The 14,916-nt window shown below is 60.0% G+C and carries 14 protein-coding genes and 1 pseudogene; 10 read left to right on the top strand and 5 right to left on the bottom strand.

Annotation, left to right across the window (positions count from 1 at the left end):
* The first annotated feature begins 12 nt into the window (after positions 1-12).
* The 8 genes from cobU to FQ187_RS08280 are packed head-to-tail and all read left to right on the top strand — an operon-like array spanning position 13 to position 5,338.
* A complete protein-coding gene (cobU, locus tag FQ187_RS08310; protein WP_149629099.1) occupies positions 13-534 on the top strand; it encodes a bifunctional adenosylcobinamide kinase/adenosylcobinamide-phosphate guanylyltransferase in 522 nt (173 codons plus the stop codon).
* Positions 531-1,586, top strand: coding sequence for a nicotinate-nucleotide--dimethylbenzimidazole phosphoribosyltransferase (cobT, locus tag FQ187_RS08305; RefSeq protein WP_149629098.1), 1,056 nt, complete (start codon positions 531-533; stop codon positions 1,584-1,586). The genes cobU and cobT overlap by 4 nt, the downstream gene beginning before the upstream one ends.
* The gene (cobC, locus tag FQ187_RS08300) at positions 1,583-2,158 is read left to right on the top strand and encodes an alpha-ribazole phosphatase family protein (protein ID WP_149629097.1); all 576 of its coding nucleotides are present in this window, start codon (positions 1,583-1,585) and stop codon (positions 2,156-2,158) included. Before cobT ends, cobC begins: the two co-directional genes overlap by 4 nt.
* A 2-nt stretch (positions 2,159-2,160) precedes the next feature.
* A complete protein-coding gene (locus tag FQ187_RS08295) occupies positions 2,161-2,892 on the top strand; it encodes an adenosylcobinamide-GDP ribazoletransferase (protein WP_149629096.1) in 732 nt (243 codons plus the stop codon).
* 54 nt (positions 2,893-2,946) lie between these two features.
* Positions 2,947-3,351 carry a MarR family winged helix-turn-helix transcriptional regulator gene (locus FQ187_RS08290; protein WP_149629095.1) on the top strand — a complete coding sequence of 135 codons (405 nt, stop codon included), beginning with the start codon at positions 2,947-2,949 and terminating at the stop codon, positions 3,349-3,351.
* Between the two features lie 52 nt (positions 3,352-3,403).
* Positions 3,404-4,612 carry an MFS transporter gene (locus FQ187_RS08285; protein WP_149629094.1) on the top strand — a complete coding sequence of 403 codons (1,209 nt, stop codon included), beginning with the start codon at positions 3,404-3,406 and terminating at the stop codon, positions 4,610-4,612.
* Positions 4,609-4,731 carry a hypothetical protein gene (locus tag FQ187_RS30285; protein ID WP_256667282.1) on the top strand — a complete coding sequence of 41 codons (123 nt, stop codon included), beginning with the start codon at positions 4,609-4,611 and terminating at the stop codon, positions 4,729-4,731. Before FQ187_RS08285 ends, FQ187_RS30285 begins: the two co-directional genes overlap by 4 nt.
* 55 nt (positions 4,732-4,786) lie before the next feature.
* A complete protein-coding gene (locus tag FQ187_RS08280; protein ID WP_149629093.1) occupies positions 4,787-5,338 on the top strand; it encodes a glutathione peroxidase in 552 nt (183 codons plus the stop codon).
* A gap of 89 nt (positions 5,339-5,427) precedes the next feature.
* On the opposite strand, the gene FQ187_RS08275 is transcribed toward FQ187_RS08280, so the two are convergent.
* The 3 genes from FQ187_RS08275 to FQ187_RS08265 form a co-directional block, all read right to left on the bottom strand.
* The gene (locus FQ187_RS08275; protein ID WP_149629092.1) at positions 5,428-6,714 is read right to left on the bottom strand and encodes an OmpP1/FadL family transporter; all 1,287 of its coding nucleotides are present in this window, start codon (positions 6,712-6,714) and stop codon (positions 5,428-5,430) included.
* Positions 6,715-6,859: 145 nt separating this feature from the next.
* Positions 6,860-7,342: a hypothetical protein gene (locus FQ187_RS08270; protein ID WP_149629091.1), complete on the bottom strand. Its 483-nt coding sequence runs from the start codon at positions 7,340-7,342 to the stop codon at positions 6,860-6,862.
* Between the two features lie 277 nt (positions 7,343-7,619).
* Positions 7,620-7,844, bottom strand: a complete 225-nt coding sequence (locus FQ187_RS08265; RefSeq protein WP_007898912.1) for a hypothetical protein — start codon at positions 7,842-7,844, stop codon at positions 7,620-7,622.
* 1,069 nt (positions 7,845-8,913) lie between these two features.
* Here FQ187_RS08265 and FQ187_RS08255 point away from each other — a divergent pair.
* Together FQ187_RS08255 and rmuC are read left to right on the top strand one after the other, a co-directional pair.
* Positions 8,914-9,009, top strand: a pseudogene (locus FQ187_RS08255) (sel1 repeat family protein); the annotation flags it as partial.
* A 175-nt stretch (positions 9,010-9,184) separates the two neighbouring features.
* The gene (gene rmuC, locus FQ187_RS08250; protein WP_178122691.1) at positions 9,185-10,549 is read left to right on the top strand and encodes a DNA recombination protein RmuC; all 1,365 of its coding nucleotides are present in this window, start codon (positions 9,185-9,187) and stop codon (positions 10,547-10,549) included.
* A gap of 91 nt (positions 10,550-10,640) precedes the next feature.
* On the opposite strand, the gene FQ187_RS08245 is transcribed toward rmuC, so the two are convergent.
* Entirely contained in the window at positions 10,641-14,111 is a 3,471-nt protein-coding gene (locus tag FQ187_RS08245) for a PAS domain-containing hybrid sensor histidine kinase/response regulator (RefSeq protein WP_149629089.1), read from the bottom strand.
* Between the two features lie 232 nt (positions 14,112-14,343).
* Complete coding sequence (locus tag FQ187_RS08240) at positions 14,344-14,883, bottom strand: TetR/AcrR family transcriptional regulator (RefSeq protein ID WP_149629088.1); 540 nt, start codon at positions 14,881-14,883, stop codon at positions 14,344-14,346.
* Positions 14,884-14,916: the final 33 nt, after the last annotated feature.

Below are 14,916 nucleotides of genomic sequence, written 5' to 3'. Positions count from 1 at the left end.
AGGGTTATCACCATGCTGCAACTGATCCTCGGCGGCGCCCGCTCCGGAAAAAGTCGTCTAGCTGAAAAACTGGCAACCGAAAGTCGGCTCCAGGTGACTTACATCGCCACCAGCCAACCCCTCGACGGTGAAATGAACGAGCGGGTGGCCCATCACCGCGCCCGTCGTCCGGCCGAATGGGCGTTGATCGAAGAACCGGTGGAACTCGCCCGCATCCTGCGCGAAACCGCCAGCGCCGAACGTTGCCTGCTGGTGGATTGCCTGACCCTGTGGCTAACCAACCTGCTGATGCTCGAAGATGCCGAGCGCCTGTCGGCCGAGCGTGATGCATTGCTGGACTGCCTGGCGTCGTTGCCGGGTGAAATCATTTTTGTCAGCAACGAGACCGGAATGGGTGTCGTGCCGCTGGGCGAATTGACTCGCCGCTATGTCGATGAAGCCGGTTGGCTGCATCAAGCGTTGGCCGAGCGCTGTGAGCGCGTCGTCCTGACCGTCGCCGGCCTGCCCCTGACTTTGAAAGGAACTGCGTTATGACTCAATCCTGGTGGCTGAACCCCTGCAAGCCGATCGATGCTCAAGCGGTCGAGCAGGCCGAGGCCCGTCAACAACAGCTGACCAAGCCTGCCGGTTCCCTCGGTCGGCTTGAGTCGGTGGCCGTCCAATTGGCCGGGTTACAAGGGCAGGTCAAGCCGAGACTGGATCAGCTGTGGATCGCGATTTTTGCCGGTGATCATGGCGTGGTCGCTGAAGGGGTGTCGGCATTTCCCCAGGAAGTCACCGGGCAGATGCTGCACAACTTCGTCAGCGGTGGAGCGGCGATCAGCGTGCTGGCGCGGCAACTCGGGGCCTCCCTGGAAGTGGTCGACCTCGGCACGGTGACGCCGTCGTTGAATTTGCCGGGTGTGCGTCACTTGAACATCGGCCCGGGCACGGCGAATTTCGTCGAAGGTTCAGCCATGACGCCGGCTCAGGGCGAGCTCGCTTTGCAGGCCGGCCGCGACAGCGCGCAGCGCGCCATCGTGGCGGGTGCGCAGTTGTTTATCGGTGGCGAGATGGGCATCGGCAATACCACCGCGGCCAGCGCGTTGGCCTGTGCGTTGCTCGATTGCCCGGTGGTGCATCTGGCCGGGCCGGGTACGGGTTTGAACGCGGCGGGTGTCAGTCATAAAGCCCAGGTTATCGAGCGCGCTTTGGCATTGCACAGCGCTCAACGTGGCGATGCGCTGCAAACCCTGTTCAACCTCGGCGGTTTTGAAATCGCGGCACTGGTCGGCGCGTATCTGGCGTGTGCCCAGGAAGGCGTCGCGGTGCTGGTGGACGGTTTCATTTGCAGCGTCGCGGCGTTGGTGGCGGTGCGCTTGAATCCTGAATGCCGTCAGTGGCTGTTGTTCGGTCATCGCGGCGCCGAGCCGGGTCATCGTCATGTACTGGAAACCCTGAACGCCGAACCGCTGCTGGACCTCGGCCTGCGTCTGGGCGAGGGCAGTGGCGCGGCGTTGGCCGTGCCGTTGCTGCGTCTGGCGTGCGACCTTCACGGGCAGATGGCGACTTTCGCCGAGGCCGCCGTGGCGGATCGTCCGGCATGACTTTGCGCCTGGACCTGTTGCGCCACGGTGAAACCGAACTCGGCGGCGGTCTGCGCGGCAGCCTCGACGATGCGCTGACCGAAAAGGGCTGGGCGCAGATGCGCGCGGCGGTAATCGAGCAGGGGCCTTGGGATCGTTTGGTCAGCTCGCCGTTGCAGCGGTGCGCGCGGTTCGCCGAAGAACTCGGCGCACAACTGGGGTTGCCAGTGCAGTTGGATAAAGACCTGCAAGAGCTGCACTTCGGCGCCTGGGAAGGGCAGAGCGCCGCCGCGCTGATGGAAACCGACGCCGAGGCGTTGGGATTGTTCTGGGCCGACCCTTACTCGTTTACGCCGCCACAGGGTGAGCCGGTGGTGGATTTTTCGTCGCGGGTGTTGGCAGCCGTTGAGCGCTTGCAGGCTACCTGCGCAGGCGAGCGGGTGTTGCTGATCAGCCACGGCGGGGTCATGCGCTTGTTGCTGGCTCAGGCGCGGGGGTTGCCTCGTGAGCAGTTGCTCAACGTCGAAGTCGGGCATGGCGCGTTGTTTTCGCTGACGGTGGAATCTGGCGTGTTGTTAAAGGAAGCGATCTGACCATGTTGCCGTTCTGGATCGCCCTGCAATTTTTGAGCAGTCTGCCGATTCGTCTGCCGGGTATGCCGGCGCCACAGGAGTCGGGGCGGTCGCTGCTGTTTTATCCGCTGGTCGGCCTGCTGTTCGGCGGGATTTTGTGGGCGTTCAACTGGCTGCTGCTCGGCACCCCGTTGTTGCTTCACGCAGCGCTGTTGCTGGCGGTTTGGGTATTGCTCAGCGGCGCTTTGCACCTGGACGGCCTGGCCGATAGCGCCGATGCATGGCTCGGTGGGTTCGGCGATCGAGAGCGCACGTTGACGATCATGAAGGACCCGCGCAGCGGGCCGATTGCGGTCGTGACGCTGGTGATGGTGTTGCTGCTCAAATTCGCCGCGTTACTGGCATTGATCGAGCAGCAACACGCCGTAGCCCTGATCATTGTTCCGTTGATCGGGCGTAGCGCGATGCTGGGGTTGTTCCTGACCACGCCTTATGTGCGTGCCGGCGGGTTGGGGCAAGCCCTGGCTGATCATCTGCCACGTTTGGCGGGCAAGCAGGTGTTGGCGGTGAGTGCGTTGGCGTGTGTTGTGATTGCCGGCCTCAGCGGCGTGTTGGCAGTCGTGCTGGCGGCGCTGGTGTTTGTCTGGCTGAGGCAAGTGATGCTGCGCCGATTGGGCGGCACGACGGGCGATACGGCGGGGGCGATGCTGGAAATCCTTGAGGTCGTGGTGCTGGCGGGATTGGCGATCTGCTGAACTTCCCACATCATGTAACTTGATTTAACACAACCGCGGGTATATACACGCACCATGCTCGACTCCCAATGTTTATGCATCAACCTGCGTCGCGCCGCCCGCGGCGTCAGCAGGCACTATGACGGCGCTCTCGACGGCTTCGGGATCAACGTTGCCCAGTATTCTCTGCTGTGTAATCTGCAGCGTCTGGATAAACCGAGTATTTCCACGTTGGCCGAGGCCATGGGGCTGGATCGCAGCACCTTGGGGCGCAATCTGCGGGTGCTGGAAGGCGAAGGTCTGCTGATGCTGGTCGAGGGTGACGACATGCGTAACCGCATCGTCATGCTCACCGAGGCCGGTGTTGAGCGCCTGAAAGCGGCCTTGCCCGCGTGGGAAGCGGCGCAACAGCGATTGATTGACCGCCTGGGTGCCGAGAAACGCGAAACCTTGCTGCGACTGCTGGACGAACTGGCGTGATGCCAGTTTTTCCGATCTTAAGCGGGTATATACCCGCTACCGGAGAATAAGAATGACATCAATGTGGCGTACTTGCGGTTGGGTTTTGTTGGGGAGTGCGCTGATTCTCGCATTGTCCTTGGGTGTCAGACACGGCTTCGGGCTGTTTCTGGCGCCGATGAGTGCCGAGTTCGGCTGGGGGCGTGAGACGTTTGCCTTCGCCATTGCCTTGCAGAATCTGATCTGGGGCCTGGCGCAGCCATTCACCGGCGCGCTGGCCGACCGCTTTGGCGCCGCGAAAGTGGTGCTGGTCGGCGGTGTCCTGTATGCGTTGGGCCTGGTGTTCATGGGCCTGTCGGATTCGGCCGTGACCTTGTCCCTGAGTGCCGGTCTGTTGATCGGCATCGGTCTGTCCGGCACCTCCTTCTCGGTGATCCTTGGCGTGGTCGGCCGCGTAGTGCCGCCAGAGAAACGCAGCATGGGCATGGGCATTGCCAGCGCTGCCGGCTCTTTCGGTCAATTCGCCATGGTGCCCGGTACGCTGGGGTTGATTGGCTGGCTGGGTTGGTCAGCGGCATTGCTGGTGTTGGGTATGCTGGTGGCGCTGATTGTGCCGTTGGTGAGCATGCTCAAGGACAAGCCGCTACCGGTGTTCGGCCATGAGCAAACACTGTCCGAAGCCCTGCGCGAGGCCTGTTCCCATTCGGGGTTCTGGCTGCTGGCGTTCGGCTTTTTTGTTTGCGGCTTCCAGGTGGTATTCATCGGCGTGCATTTACCGGCTTATCTGGTGGATCAGCATCTCCCGGCGAGCGTCGGTACGACGGTGCTGGCGCTGATCGGGCTGTTCAATATTTTCGGTACCTACACGGCAGGCTGGCTTGGCGGACGGATGTCCAAGCCACGTTTGCTCACCGGCCTGTATCTGCTGCGGGCCGTGGTGATCGGATTGTTCCTGTGGGCACCGGTCACGACGACCACCGCTTACCTGTTTGGCATGGCGATGGGTTTCCTGTGGCTGTCGACCGTGCCCTTGACCAACGGCACCGTCGCGACCTTGTTCGGCGTGCGAAATCTGTCCATGCTCGGTGGGATTGTTTTCCTGTTTCACCAGCTCGGATCGTTCCTCGGCGGCTGGTTGGGCGGGGTGGTGTACGACCGAACCGGGAGCTATGACTTGATCTGGCAGGTAGCGATTCTCTTGAGCCTGTTGGCCGCCGCCCTGAACTGGCCGGTGCGTGAGCAGCCGGTGGCGCGTCTGCAAACACAGATGAGTGCGCTATGAACAGCCGCTGGCCGCGGATCGCTGTCGTCGCTGTCTGCGCCTTGCTGCTGGCCCTGTCGTGGTGGGGCTGGCATCAGGGTGGGCTCGCGTTGATGCAACTGGGCATGGGTGCTTGCTAGCAGGATAGGAGGGCGAGTAACTTCGTTGTTGACGACTTCTCAAGGATGCACCGACATGCTGATGCGCTGGCTCGCTGTTCCCGCGTTACTGGTAGCGTTTAGTGGATGGGCTGAAGCGGCAGAGTGCCCGGACCTTTTGCAAGGCTCGTTGCCCAAGCTGCGCGCCAAGGAATCCATCGACCTGTGCCAGCGCTTCGCCGGAAAACCGCTGGTGGTGGTCAATACCGCGAGCTTCTGTGGTTTTGCCCCGCAGTTCAAAAGCCTTGAGGCACTGAATCAGCTCTACAAGGATCAGGGGCTGGAGGTGATCGGCGTTCCGTCCAACGACTTCAAACAAGAGTCCAAGGATGGCGAAGAGACCGCCAAGGTCTGCTACGTGAACTACGGCGTGACGTTCACCATGACGGAGCCGCAGAAAGTCCGCGGTGATGATGCGACTCATTTGTTCAAGATCATCGCCAAGCAGAGCACCGCGCCGAAGTGGAATTTCTACAAATATGTGGTCGATCGCAAGGGCAAGGTGATCGCCAATTTCTCCAGCCTGACCAAGCCTGACGATCCCGAGTTCATCGCAGCGGTGGAGAAGGCACTGGTCTCGCAACCCTGATCGACGTCCATTAAAAAGCCCCGCCTCTGTACAAGAGAGCGGGGCTTTTTCAATTCAGGCGGCGAGTAGTTCAAACTCGCCGTGAATTATCAGAAGCGGTAGGTTGCGCCAACACCGAAACCGTTCGCACTGTTTTCGTACTTGGCGTTGTAGGACTGACCCAAAGCGTTAGCGCGGTTGACAGTGACAGATTCTTCCTTGAGGTAAGAGTAAGCCACATCAATGGTCCAGTCGTCGGTTGGGTTGAAGCCCGCACCGACACTGAAGATGGTCCGGTCGCCGGTAGGAATGCGTGGCGAACGATCAGTGTTGTTGGTGGGCGACTGGTCAAAGGAGAGACCGGTACGCAGTACCCACTGCTTGTTCAGCTGGTAGGAAGTACCCACGGCGTAGGCCCAGGTGTCATGCCAGTTTTGGTCTTCCTTGATGGTACCAAGGATTTGTGGGGCGAGGGCACCACCGCTAGGTGCGGTTACGCCTTCGTTGTTGACCGTGATGTCTTTCAGGCGGCTCCAGCGAGTCCAGGTAGCACCGGCATAGAGCTTCCAGGCATCATTCATATCTTGAGTCACGGAAAGGTCATAGGACTCAGGTGTTTCGATCTTCAGCGAGGCATCGTAACGGTTGGATTTGAGCAGCTGAGGTGGCACGCGAGCGCCGGTAGACACATCGGTGTGGCCGTCGAGCTTGTACTTCACTTTCGAGTGATAGGTCAGGCCCACGCGAGTGGTGTCGGTGGCTTGCACCAGGACGCCGGCGTTAAAGCCCAAGGCCGTATCGTCGCCCTTGATCTCCACATTGTTGTCACCAGTCCGGGGGATAGGGAGAGCAATGTCCGATTCCAGGGTGCCGGAAATCCGGTTGATGGTAGGGCCAAAACCGATCGAAACTTTGTCGTTGAAAGCGTAGCTGACGGTTGGCTGCAGAGTGACGACTTTGACTTCGCTCTTGCTGCCGAAAGCGCGGCCCTGAAAGCCGTTTTCGTAGTCGGTGATCAGCCCGAACGGAGCGTAGACACCAAAACCAACAGCCCATTCATCGTTGAGTTTATTTGTATAGAAACCCATCGGTACTGTAGTGAACGGAACCATATCGCCTTTGTTGGTTCCGCTTGAACGGCCGCTGGTATCGCTGATATCGGTCGAGGCGTCGATCGCTGCGATACCGCCAGTGATTTGCTGGCCTTTGAGGCGGGCCATACCGGCAGGGTTGCCAAAAACTGTACTTGCGTCATCGGCAGAAGAAGATCGCCCGGCAAAACCTGTCCCCATCCCGCTGATGCTTTGTTCGTTAAGGGCGAAGCCACTTGCGAAGATTTGGGTGGATGCCAAGGTAACGGCGAGGCTAAGGGTGGTTTTGAGCATTACTTTTTTCATTATTAGAACTCCTGATGATCACCGGGGCGAAAATTACCAACATTTTCGTCCCAGCGCTATAGGCTGTATGTCTTGATTTAGAGCGGTTTTGTAGGACAATCCGACCAAAATCGCAGCAGTTGCGCGATCTTGTGGAAACAGCAGATCAGCAGGCGACCTGATTCAGCGGTGAAACACAGGTTTGCCAGGCGCAGGTGAAGTCTCTCAGGCGTCCTTGAGGCTGGAAGGTCTGGCGCCAGATGCGGGCCATTCCCAGTAGGTCGTCTGCTTCGGGGAGGGGGGTGTTCTGTTCTTCTACCAGTAGCCAGGCGATGGCTGTGGCGTAACGCAGGTTGACGGTCAATTCGAGGTGCGGACCACTCAGGAACGCATGTTGGCTGGCCAGGCCGCGAACCAGGCTTGCGCGTTCCGGGTCAAGCGCCAGGTAGTGGTCCCAAAGTGCTTGATGGCGAGGTTCGGCGATTCGGTACAGGCCGTGTCCACGGCGGTCATGCAGGGCAGTTCCAAGGGCTGACTGGCTGGCGGCGATGCCCAGCAGCAGGGATTCGGCAGTTGCGCTATGGCGCCCGAGGTAAATCAATGTCGGGCGGATCACATAACGGCAAAGTTCGCTGGCAGCGATACCCATAAAGCCCTCGAAATATGAAATGGTCGGCGATACCTGAAAGGAGCGTTGGCAGCAGGTGAATCGACTCAGGCTCGCCGGAAGCGGATCAGACCGCTTGAGTTGAAGTGTAGTGTCATATTCGCGCTGTAAAGGCCTGTTTTTAAAATATTTCCGGCTGCGAGTTATAACCGTTATATCGGTTAGTGCTTAGGCGGCAGCGGCGAAAAGACAAATTACGGGCAATAAAAAGCCCCGCTTTTTGAGCGAGGCTTTTGAGGTTTTCAGTCTTTCTGGCGTATCAGGCAACCAGTGCCTGACGGGTACGTTCGATCACGGCCTGCAGCGGCTCGGCGCTGGAGTATTGATCGGGGTACAGGCGTTCGCTGTGACGAGCGATGCCGTGTTCGTTGACCAGAGTGAAGCTGAAGCAGCCTTTGCGAGCAGCCATGATCAGGCAGTTCATTGGTGCAAAAGCATTGGTTAGGGTGCGAATGGCATCCTGGGTGTGGATTTGAGTAGACATAGTCATTGGGTGTTCCTACAAGCGACACGGATAAGAACCGTGCAAAGTTAAAACGTTCCAGTGACGACGACCACCATTGGTCGAACGAAGAACCCGACTGGAACAAAGCAGCCAGTTTGAAGCGCTGATAAATTGGCGCGCTTGGGCTGGCAGGTAGGTACTTAGGAGGGCAGGCAACACATCAAGGGCAAAGGTTCTGGGCCCAGGGTGAAGATCCTGATCAATTTGCAGGTTGGTTCGGTCAGAGTAAGTGAGCTTCGCAACACCCTTTGCTTTCGATTCAAAGGCTGTGTTGACGCAAGGTTTACCTGGAAACCATCGAGGTGGTCGATCCCGCTTTGTCGGTGGAGGCTTCCTTTGGGAAGGCTGACCGGGGGGATTTGTTCGACCAGAATTGACTTTCAGCTTGGTACTAACGCCGCGGATACTAATGGATTGAATTGCTGAAGGGAAGGGTGTTAGCAAAAAAGTTCTGTGAGCGCCCTCATGCAACGTCCGGATTGGCGCTCGGAAAAAGCCGTTAGCCGCAGACTTGCCCTGTAATAGCACAAATTCTGACTATCGGTAGTCACGGCTCATCGGGCCAGGACCAGCCTGGGTCATGGGTTTGCCAAGGTTTATCCCCAGGTTCAGGTAAAAAATGCGCCGAAAAAGCGCATCGATATAACTGCCTCGAAGGTACTTGTGCACATAAGTCATGGAGCGTGTCACGCCGCTGTCATCTTCCCCTCAAACGCAGTGGGTGCCTGTAACCAAAATTTAAGTCAATGAAAAACATCGCTTTTTTTTACTGGTGAAAAAATCGTCAGTTTGACTGCGAGCCCCATTCCATAGGGCTTTGCGAGAGTTCAAGGGCGGTTGTCCACTGAGTTATCCACAGCTTCTGTGGATTGTCCCGAGCGCTTGCTCTAGGACGGGCGTGCCGGGTTTTTTTAGGCTTTACCTGTAAGAAAAAAAGAGTAGAGTGGCGCGCCTTCCGATCTGCCCCACAGTGCTTTATGAAGTTTCGCTCAGTATCAGTCTCTGCAACCTCCACACCTCCCAGCGTTCTCAGTCAGCTGATATGCCGGCCCGGGATCGCCGTATCGGCCAGGACCTTCTGCGTTCGGCCGCGCGGGCAGGGGATCGGCGCGCCCAGCAGGAACTGGGTCTGATCGAAGACTGAGCTGTCCAAGACCTGACGCCTTGGTTAACCTTCAAGCTTTATTTCATTGGCAGGAGTGGTTATGGCTATGGACTTGACCAGCGCAATGCTTGGTCTGGCGGGCGCTGCGCTGCCGTTACTGGTACTGGCCTGGCAACTTCAGCGCCGAGCGAGCGCCACGCAGTCAGAGGTTGCACTGCTGGAAGAGCGTCTGGCCACGGCCCATCTGGCTCAGGATGGATTGAACGCCCAACTCGAAGCCTGTCGCGATGAAATTGGTGATCTGGGCCAGGCCAACGCCGCCAAACAAGCAGACCTGGCCGCCGTACGCCGTGAAGTCGAACTGCTGCAGATCGAACGTGACGACGCACGCGACGCCGCCCACGCCTGGAATCTGGAGCGCGCCGGCAAAGAGGCTGAGTTGCGTCGTCTGGACGCCCAGGCCGCTTCGCTCAACGCAGAGCTACGTGAGCAACAGGAAAGCCATCAGCAGCGCCTCAACGACCTGCAGGGCTCGCGAGACGAGCTGCGAGCGCAGTTCGCAGAGCTGGCTGGCAAGATCTTCGACGAGCGCGAGCAGCGCTTTGCCGAAACCAGTCAACAACGCCTCGGTCAGTTGCTCGATCCGTTGAAGGATCGCATCCAGTCCTTCGAAAAACGCGTCGAAGAAAGCTATCAGGCAGAAGCCCGCGAACGTTTTTCCCTGGCCAAGGAACTGGAGCGGCTGCAACAGCTGAACCTGCGCCTGAGCGACGAAGCCACCAACCTGACCCGCGCCTTGAAAGGGCAGAAAACCCAAGGCAACTGGGGCGAGCTGATTCTTGAGCGAGTGCTTGAACACGCGGGCCTGGAGAAGGGGCGCGAGTACCAGACCCAGGTCAACCTCAAGGGGCCGGACGGTGAGCGTTTCCAGCCGGACGTGATCATTTATCTGCCGGGCGACAAACAGGTGGTGGTCGACTCCAAGGTCAGCCTCACGGCCTATCAGCAATACGTCGCGGCCGAAGACGATGCCATCGGCCAGACCGCCATCAAGCAGCACGTGCTGTCCCTGCGCACACACGTCAAAGGTCTCGCCGGCAAGGATTACAAGCGTCTCGACGGTTTGCACAGCCTGGATTTCGTCCTGCTTTTCGTACCGATCGAAGCGGCGTTTTCCGCCGCACTGCAGGCTGAGCCGACGCTGTTCCAGGAGGCCTTCGACCGCAACATCGTGATCGTCAGCCCGACCACGTTGCTGGCGACCCTGCGCGTCATCGACAGCCTGTGGAAGCAGGAGCGCCAGAGCCAGAACGCCCGGGAAATCGCCGAGCGGGCCGGGTGGCTGTACGACAAGTTCGTGTTGTTCATCCAGGATCTGGATGAGGTCGGCAATCGCCTACAGCAACTGGATAAAGCCTACAGCTCTGCGCGCAATAAGCTGACAGAAGGTCGGGGCAATCTGGTCAGTCGTAGCGAGCAGCTCAAGTTGCTTGGCGCGCGGGCGAGCAAGAGCCTGCCCGCAGACTTGCTGGAGCGGGCGATGACGGATGTGGATGGGTTGGCCGAGTTGCCTGAATAAGATCAAAAGATCGCAGCCTGCGGCAGCTCCTACAGGTGTACGTAATTCCGTGTAGGAGCTGCCGCAGGCTGCGATCTTTTTTGTTGCCGCGCTACAGCGGCAAATGCCGACTCAGCAACGCCCGCAACGCCGCCGGCTTCACCGGTTTAGCCAGGTAATCCAGCCCCGCCGCATGCACTTGGGCCACCGTCTCCGGTCGCCCATCGGCGCTGATCACAACCCCTGGCACTGGCTCACCCAGTCGGGTTCGCAGCCATGCCATCAGCTCGGTCCCGGTCTCGCCATCGTCCAGGTGGTAATCCACCAGCGCCAATTGCGGTCGCATCCCGTCGCTGAGCAGCGCCGCGCATTCATCGCGGTTGCGCGCGGTCCAGACCTGACAACCCCAGCGCGTGAGCAAGCTGTTCATGCCGATCAGGATGCTGTCTTCGTTGTCGATGCACAGTACCTGCGCGCCGCTCAGCAATTTGCCATTGAGCTCGGCGACCTTGGTCGGGATCGCGGATTGCGCCCGAGCCAACGGCACACTGACACTGAAGACACTGCCGTGCCCCGGCCAGGAGCGTACGCGCAAGGTATGTCCCAGCACGCGACACAACCCGTCCGCGATCGCCAGGCCAAGCCCCAGGCCTTTCTCAGCACGCGTCTGGTGGCTGTCGAGGCGTTTGAATTCTTCGAAAATGACTTGCTGTTTATCCAGCGGAATGCCCGGGCCACGGTCCCACACTTCCAGGCACAGCTCGCCCTTGCGTCGGCGAACCCCCAGCAGTACCGGGCCTTTGGCGTAGCGGAAGGCGTTGGTCAGGAAGTTCTGCAGGATTCGTCGCAGCAGTTTTATGTCGCTGTCGACGCGCAACGTACTGCCCCTGACGCGAAACTTCAGCCCCTGGTCGCGGGCCAGCGCCTTGAACTCGGCACCGAGGACGTCGAACATCTCATTGAGCACGAACGGTTTTGGATCAGGGTTGATCTTGCCGTTTTCCAGGCGGGAAATGTCCAGCAGGTCGCTGATCAGATCCTCGGCCGAGCGCAGTGAAGTGTCCAGATGGTGGACCAGTTTCTGCGCCTCACCGCAGAGGCCGTCTTCTTGGTGGGAAAGGGCGGCCGAGAACAGTCGCGCAGCGTTCAACGGTTGCATCAAGTCATGGCTGACCGCCGCCAGGAAACGGGTTTTCGACTGGTTGGCCGACTCCGCGGTGCCCTTGGCTTCGGTCAGGGCAACGTTGAGTTGGGACAGTTCGTGGGTCCGCTCGGTGACCCGTCGCTCCAGCCCTTCGTTGGCCTCGGTCAGCGCCTGCTCCGCCTCGCGGAACGCGGTGATGTCGGTGAAACTCATGACAAAACCGCCGCCCGGCATCGGGTTGCCAATCAGCTCGATCACACGGCCATTAGGGAAAAGTCTTTCAGAGGTGTGGGCACGGCCCTGACGCATCCAGTGCAAGCGGCGGGCGACGTGCACTTCGGCTTCGCCGGGACCGCACAGGCCGCGCTCGGCGTTGTAGCGAATGATGTCGGCAATCGGTCGGCCAAGCCTGATCAGCCCATCCGGGTAATTGAACAGCTCCAGATAGCGCCGGTTCCACGCCACTAGTTTCAGCGACTGGTCGACCACGCTGATGCCCTGGGTGATGTTTTCGATAGCTCCTTGCAACAGGGCACGGTTGAACTGCAGCACTTCCGAGGCTTCATCGGCGATTCGGACGACGTCCTCGAGTTGCATTTCCCTACCTTCGATGGCGGCTTTAACCACCGCCCGGGTCGAAGAAGCACCCAGCACACCGGCCAGCAAACGTTCGGTATGGGCGATCCATTCGCCGTCGGCGTTCTGGTTCGGGTTGAAGCCTTTGCCCTGACGGTAGGCGAAACGGATGAAACTCTGACGGGCGCGTTCTTCGCCGACGAAGCGTGCGGCCAGCTGCAACAAATCGTCGATCTGCACCGACAGCATCGAACGGGCGCTGGGGCGGGCGCTGATTTCCTGACCGATGAAGCGACCCGCCTGCCAATGTTCCGAAACCCTCGTACGTGACAGCATCGACACCCAGGCGAACAGCGTGAAGTTGGCTGCAAGCGACAACACCACGCCTTGTGTCAGCGGGGTGAGTGGCAGTTTCATCGGGTTGCTGTGCAACCAGGCCAGGCCGGGGAAACTGCTCAACGACAAACCAAGGCTGTTGGCGGCAATCGGCAGAATCAAGGTGTAGAACCACAGGAACGTCCCGGCAGCCAGACCGGCGAACACACCGCGACGATTGGCCTGTTTCCAGTACAGCGCGCCGAGCATGGCCGGGGCCAGTTGGGTCACGGCGGCGAAGGCGATCTGGCCAATGGTCGCCAGGCTCGCCGTTGAGCCGAGCAGGCGATAACTGACGTAGGCCAGCAGCAGAATCACCACAATGCTCACTCGGCGTACCGAGAGCATCCACTGGCGGAACACTTCGAACGGCCGCTCGGCGTTGTTGCGCCGCAGCAGCCATGGCAACAGCATGTCGTTGGATACCATGGTCGACAACGCCACGCTGGCGACAATCACCATGCCGGTCGCCGCCGAGGCGCCACCGATAAACGCCAGCATCGCCAGGGCAGGATGGGATTGGGCCAGCGGCAGGCTGATCACAAAAGAGTCCGGCAGTACCGAACTTGGCAGCAGCATCTGACCGGCGAGGGCGATAGGAACGACGAACAACGCCGCCAGCGCCAGATAAGCCGGAAACACCCATTTGGCCAGGCGCAGATCCTGCGGGTCGATGTTTTCCACCACGGTTACGTGGAACTGCCGGGGCAGGCAGATGATTGCCATCATTGCCACGCCAGTTTGCACCACCATCGACGGCCAGTTGATGGTTTCCTTCCAGTATTCTTCCAGACGCGGGGCGAGCATCGCCTGGTCGAACAGGTCGTCGAAACCGTCGTACAGGCCGTAGGTCACGAACGCGCCGACCGCGAGAAAAGCAAACAGCTTGACCAGCGATTCGAACGCAATCGCCAGCACCATGCCGCGGTGGTGTTCCGTGGCGTCGAGGTTGCGGGTACCGAAGACGATGGTGAACAGCGCCAGCACCAGCGACACGATCAGCGCCGTGTCCTGGGCGCGGGTGCCCATGGCGTCGGCACCGGCGCCGATCAACAAGTTCACCCCGAGCACGATGCCCTTGAGTTGCAACGCAATGTAGGGCAACACGCCGACCAGACAGATCAGCGCCACTACCACGGCCAGCGACTGGGATTTGCCATAGCGCGCAGCGATGAAGTCAGCAATGGAGGTGATGTTCTCCTGCTTGCTGATCATCACCATTTTTTGCAGGACCCACGGCGCGCACACCAGTAGCAGAATCGGCCCGAGGTAGATCGGCAGGAAAGCCCAGAGCTGTTCGGCGGCCTGGCCCACGGCGCCAAAGAAGGTCCAGCTGGTGCAATAGACGGCCAGCGACAGGCTGTACACCCAAGCGCGCACCCGCGGCGGCAACGGCGTGCTGCGACGGTCGCCGTAGAAGGCGATGGCGAACATGATGGCCATATAGGCCAGGGCGACGGCGGCGATCAGCCCGCTGGACAGCGACATGGGAACTCCAGACAAAAGACACCCGGGATTCGCGCCCGGACAGACAGTCTCGCACGATGGCAGGGGTTAGTCAGTGTCGACCAAGGTCGCGGCGTGGCGGGGTGTCGCAGGCGGTGTGCCAGGGGGATCTTGGGTGTTTTTTCCGGCCCCTTCGCGAGCAAGCCCGCTCCCACATTGGATCTGTGTCGGTCACAAATCCCCTGTGGGAGCGGGCTTGCTCGCGAAGGCGGCCTCACTGATTCAAAGCAATCTCAATCAACCGATGCAATTCCTCAACCTCCAGCGGCGCCGCTGAAAACAGGATGCGAAACACCGTCGGCGCCGCCACCATGTTGATCAGCCGATCAACGTTTGGCTTCGGCTGATCGGGGTAACGATCCAGAATCGTCTGCAACTGCCCGCCAATGATCGTCGCGCAAAGGGCCGGTGTGGTGCTGCATTGCACGTCACGCAACATGTTGCGACCGGGCTCGGAACTCATCTCGTCCAGATACTGCTCGGCCCAGGCGCGCACGTCACCGCGCAGGCTGCCGGTATTGGCCGGCTCGCTCTCGGGGCGCATGCGGGCGAGGGCGACGTCCGCCAACAACACCGACAAATCGCCCCAGCGCCGGTAGATGGTCGACGGCGTGACGCCGGCACGCGCGGCGATTTGCGGGACGGTCACGGTGGCGCGGTCCTGCTCTTCGAGAAGCTCGCGGACTGCCGAGTGAACCGACTCTTGCACCCGGGCGCTTCTACCGCCGGGGCGTAAACCTTCTTTAATAGCCATACATCGGACCTTAACACAAAGAATTTGCTTTAA

It is taken from the genome of Pseudomonas sp. ANT_J28, from assembly GCF_008370005.1.
In the GTDB taxonomy this organism is placed as follows: domain Bacteria; phylum Pseudomonadota; class Gammaproteobacteria; order Pseudomonadales; family Pseudomonadaceae; genus Aquipseudomonas; species Aquipseudomonas frigoris.
This window is presented reverse-complemented; position numbering and strand designations above follow the sequence as displayed.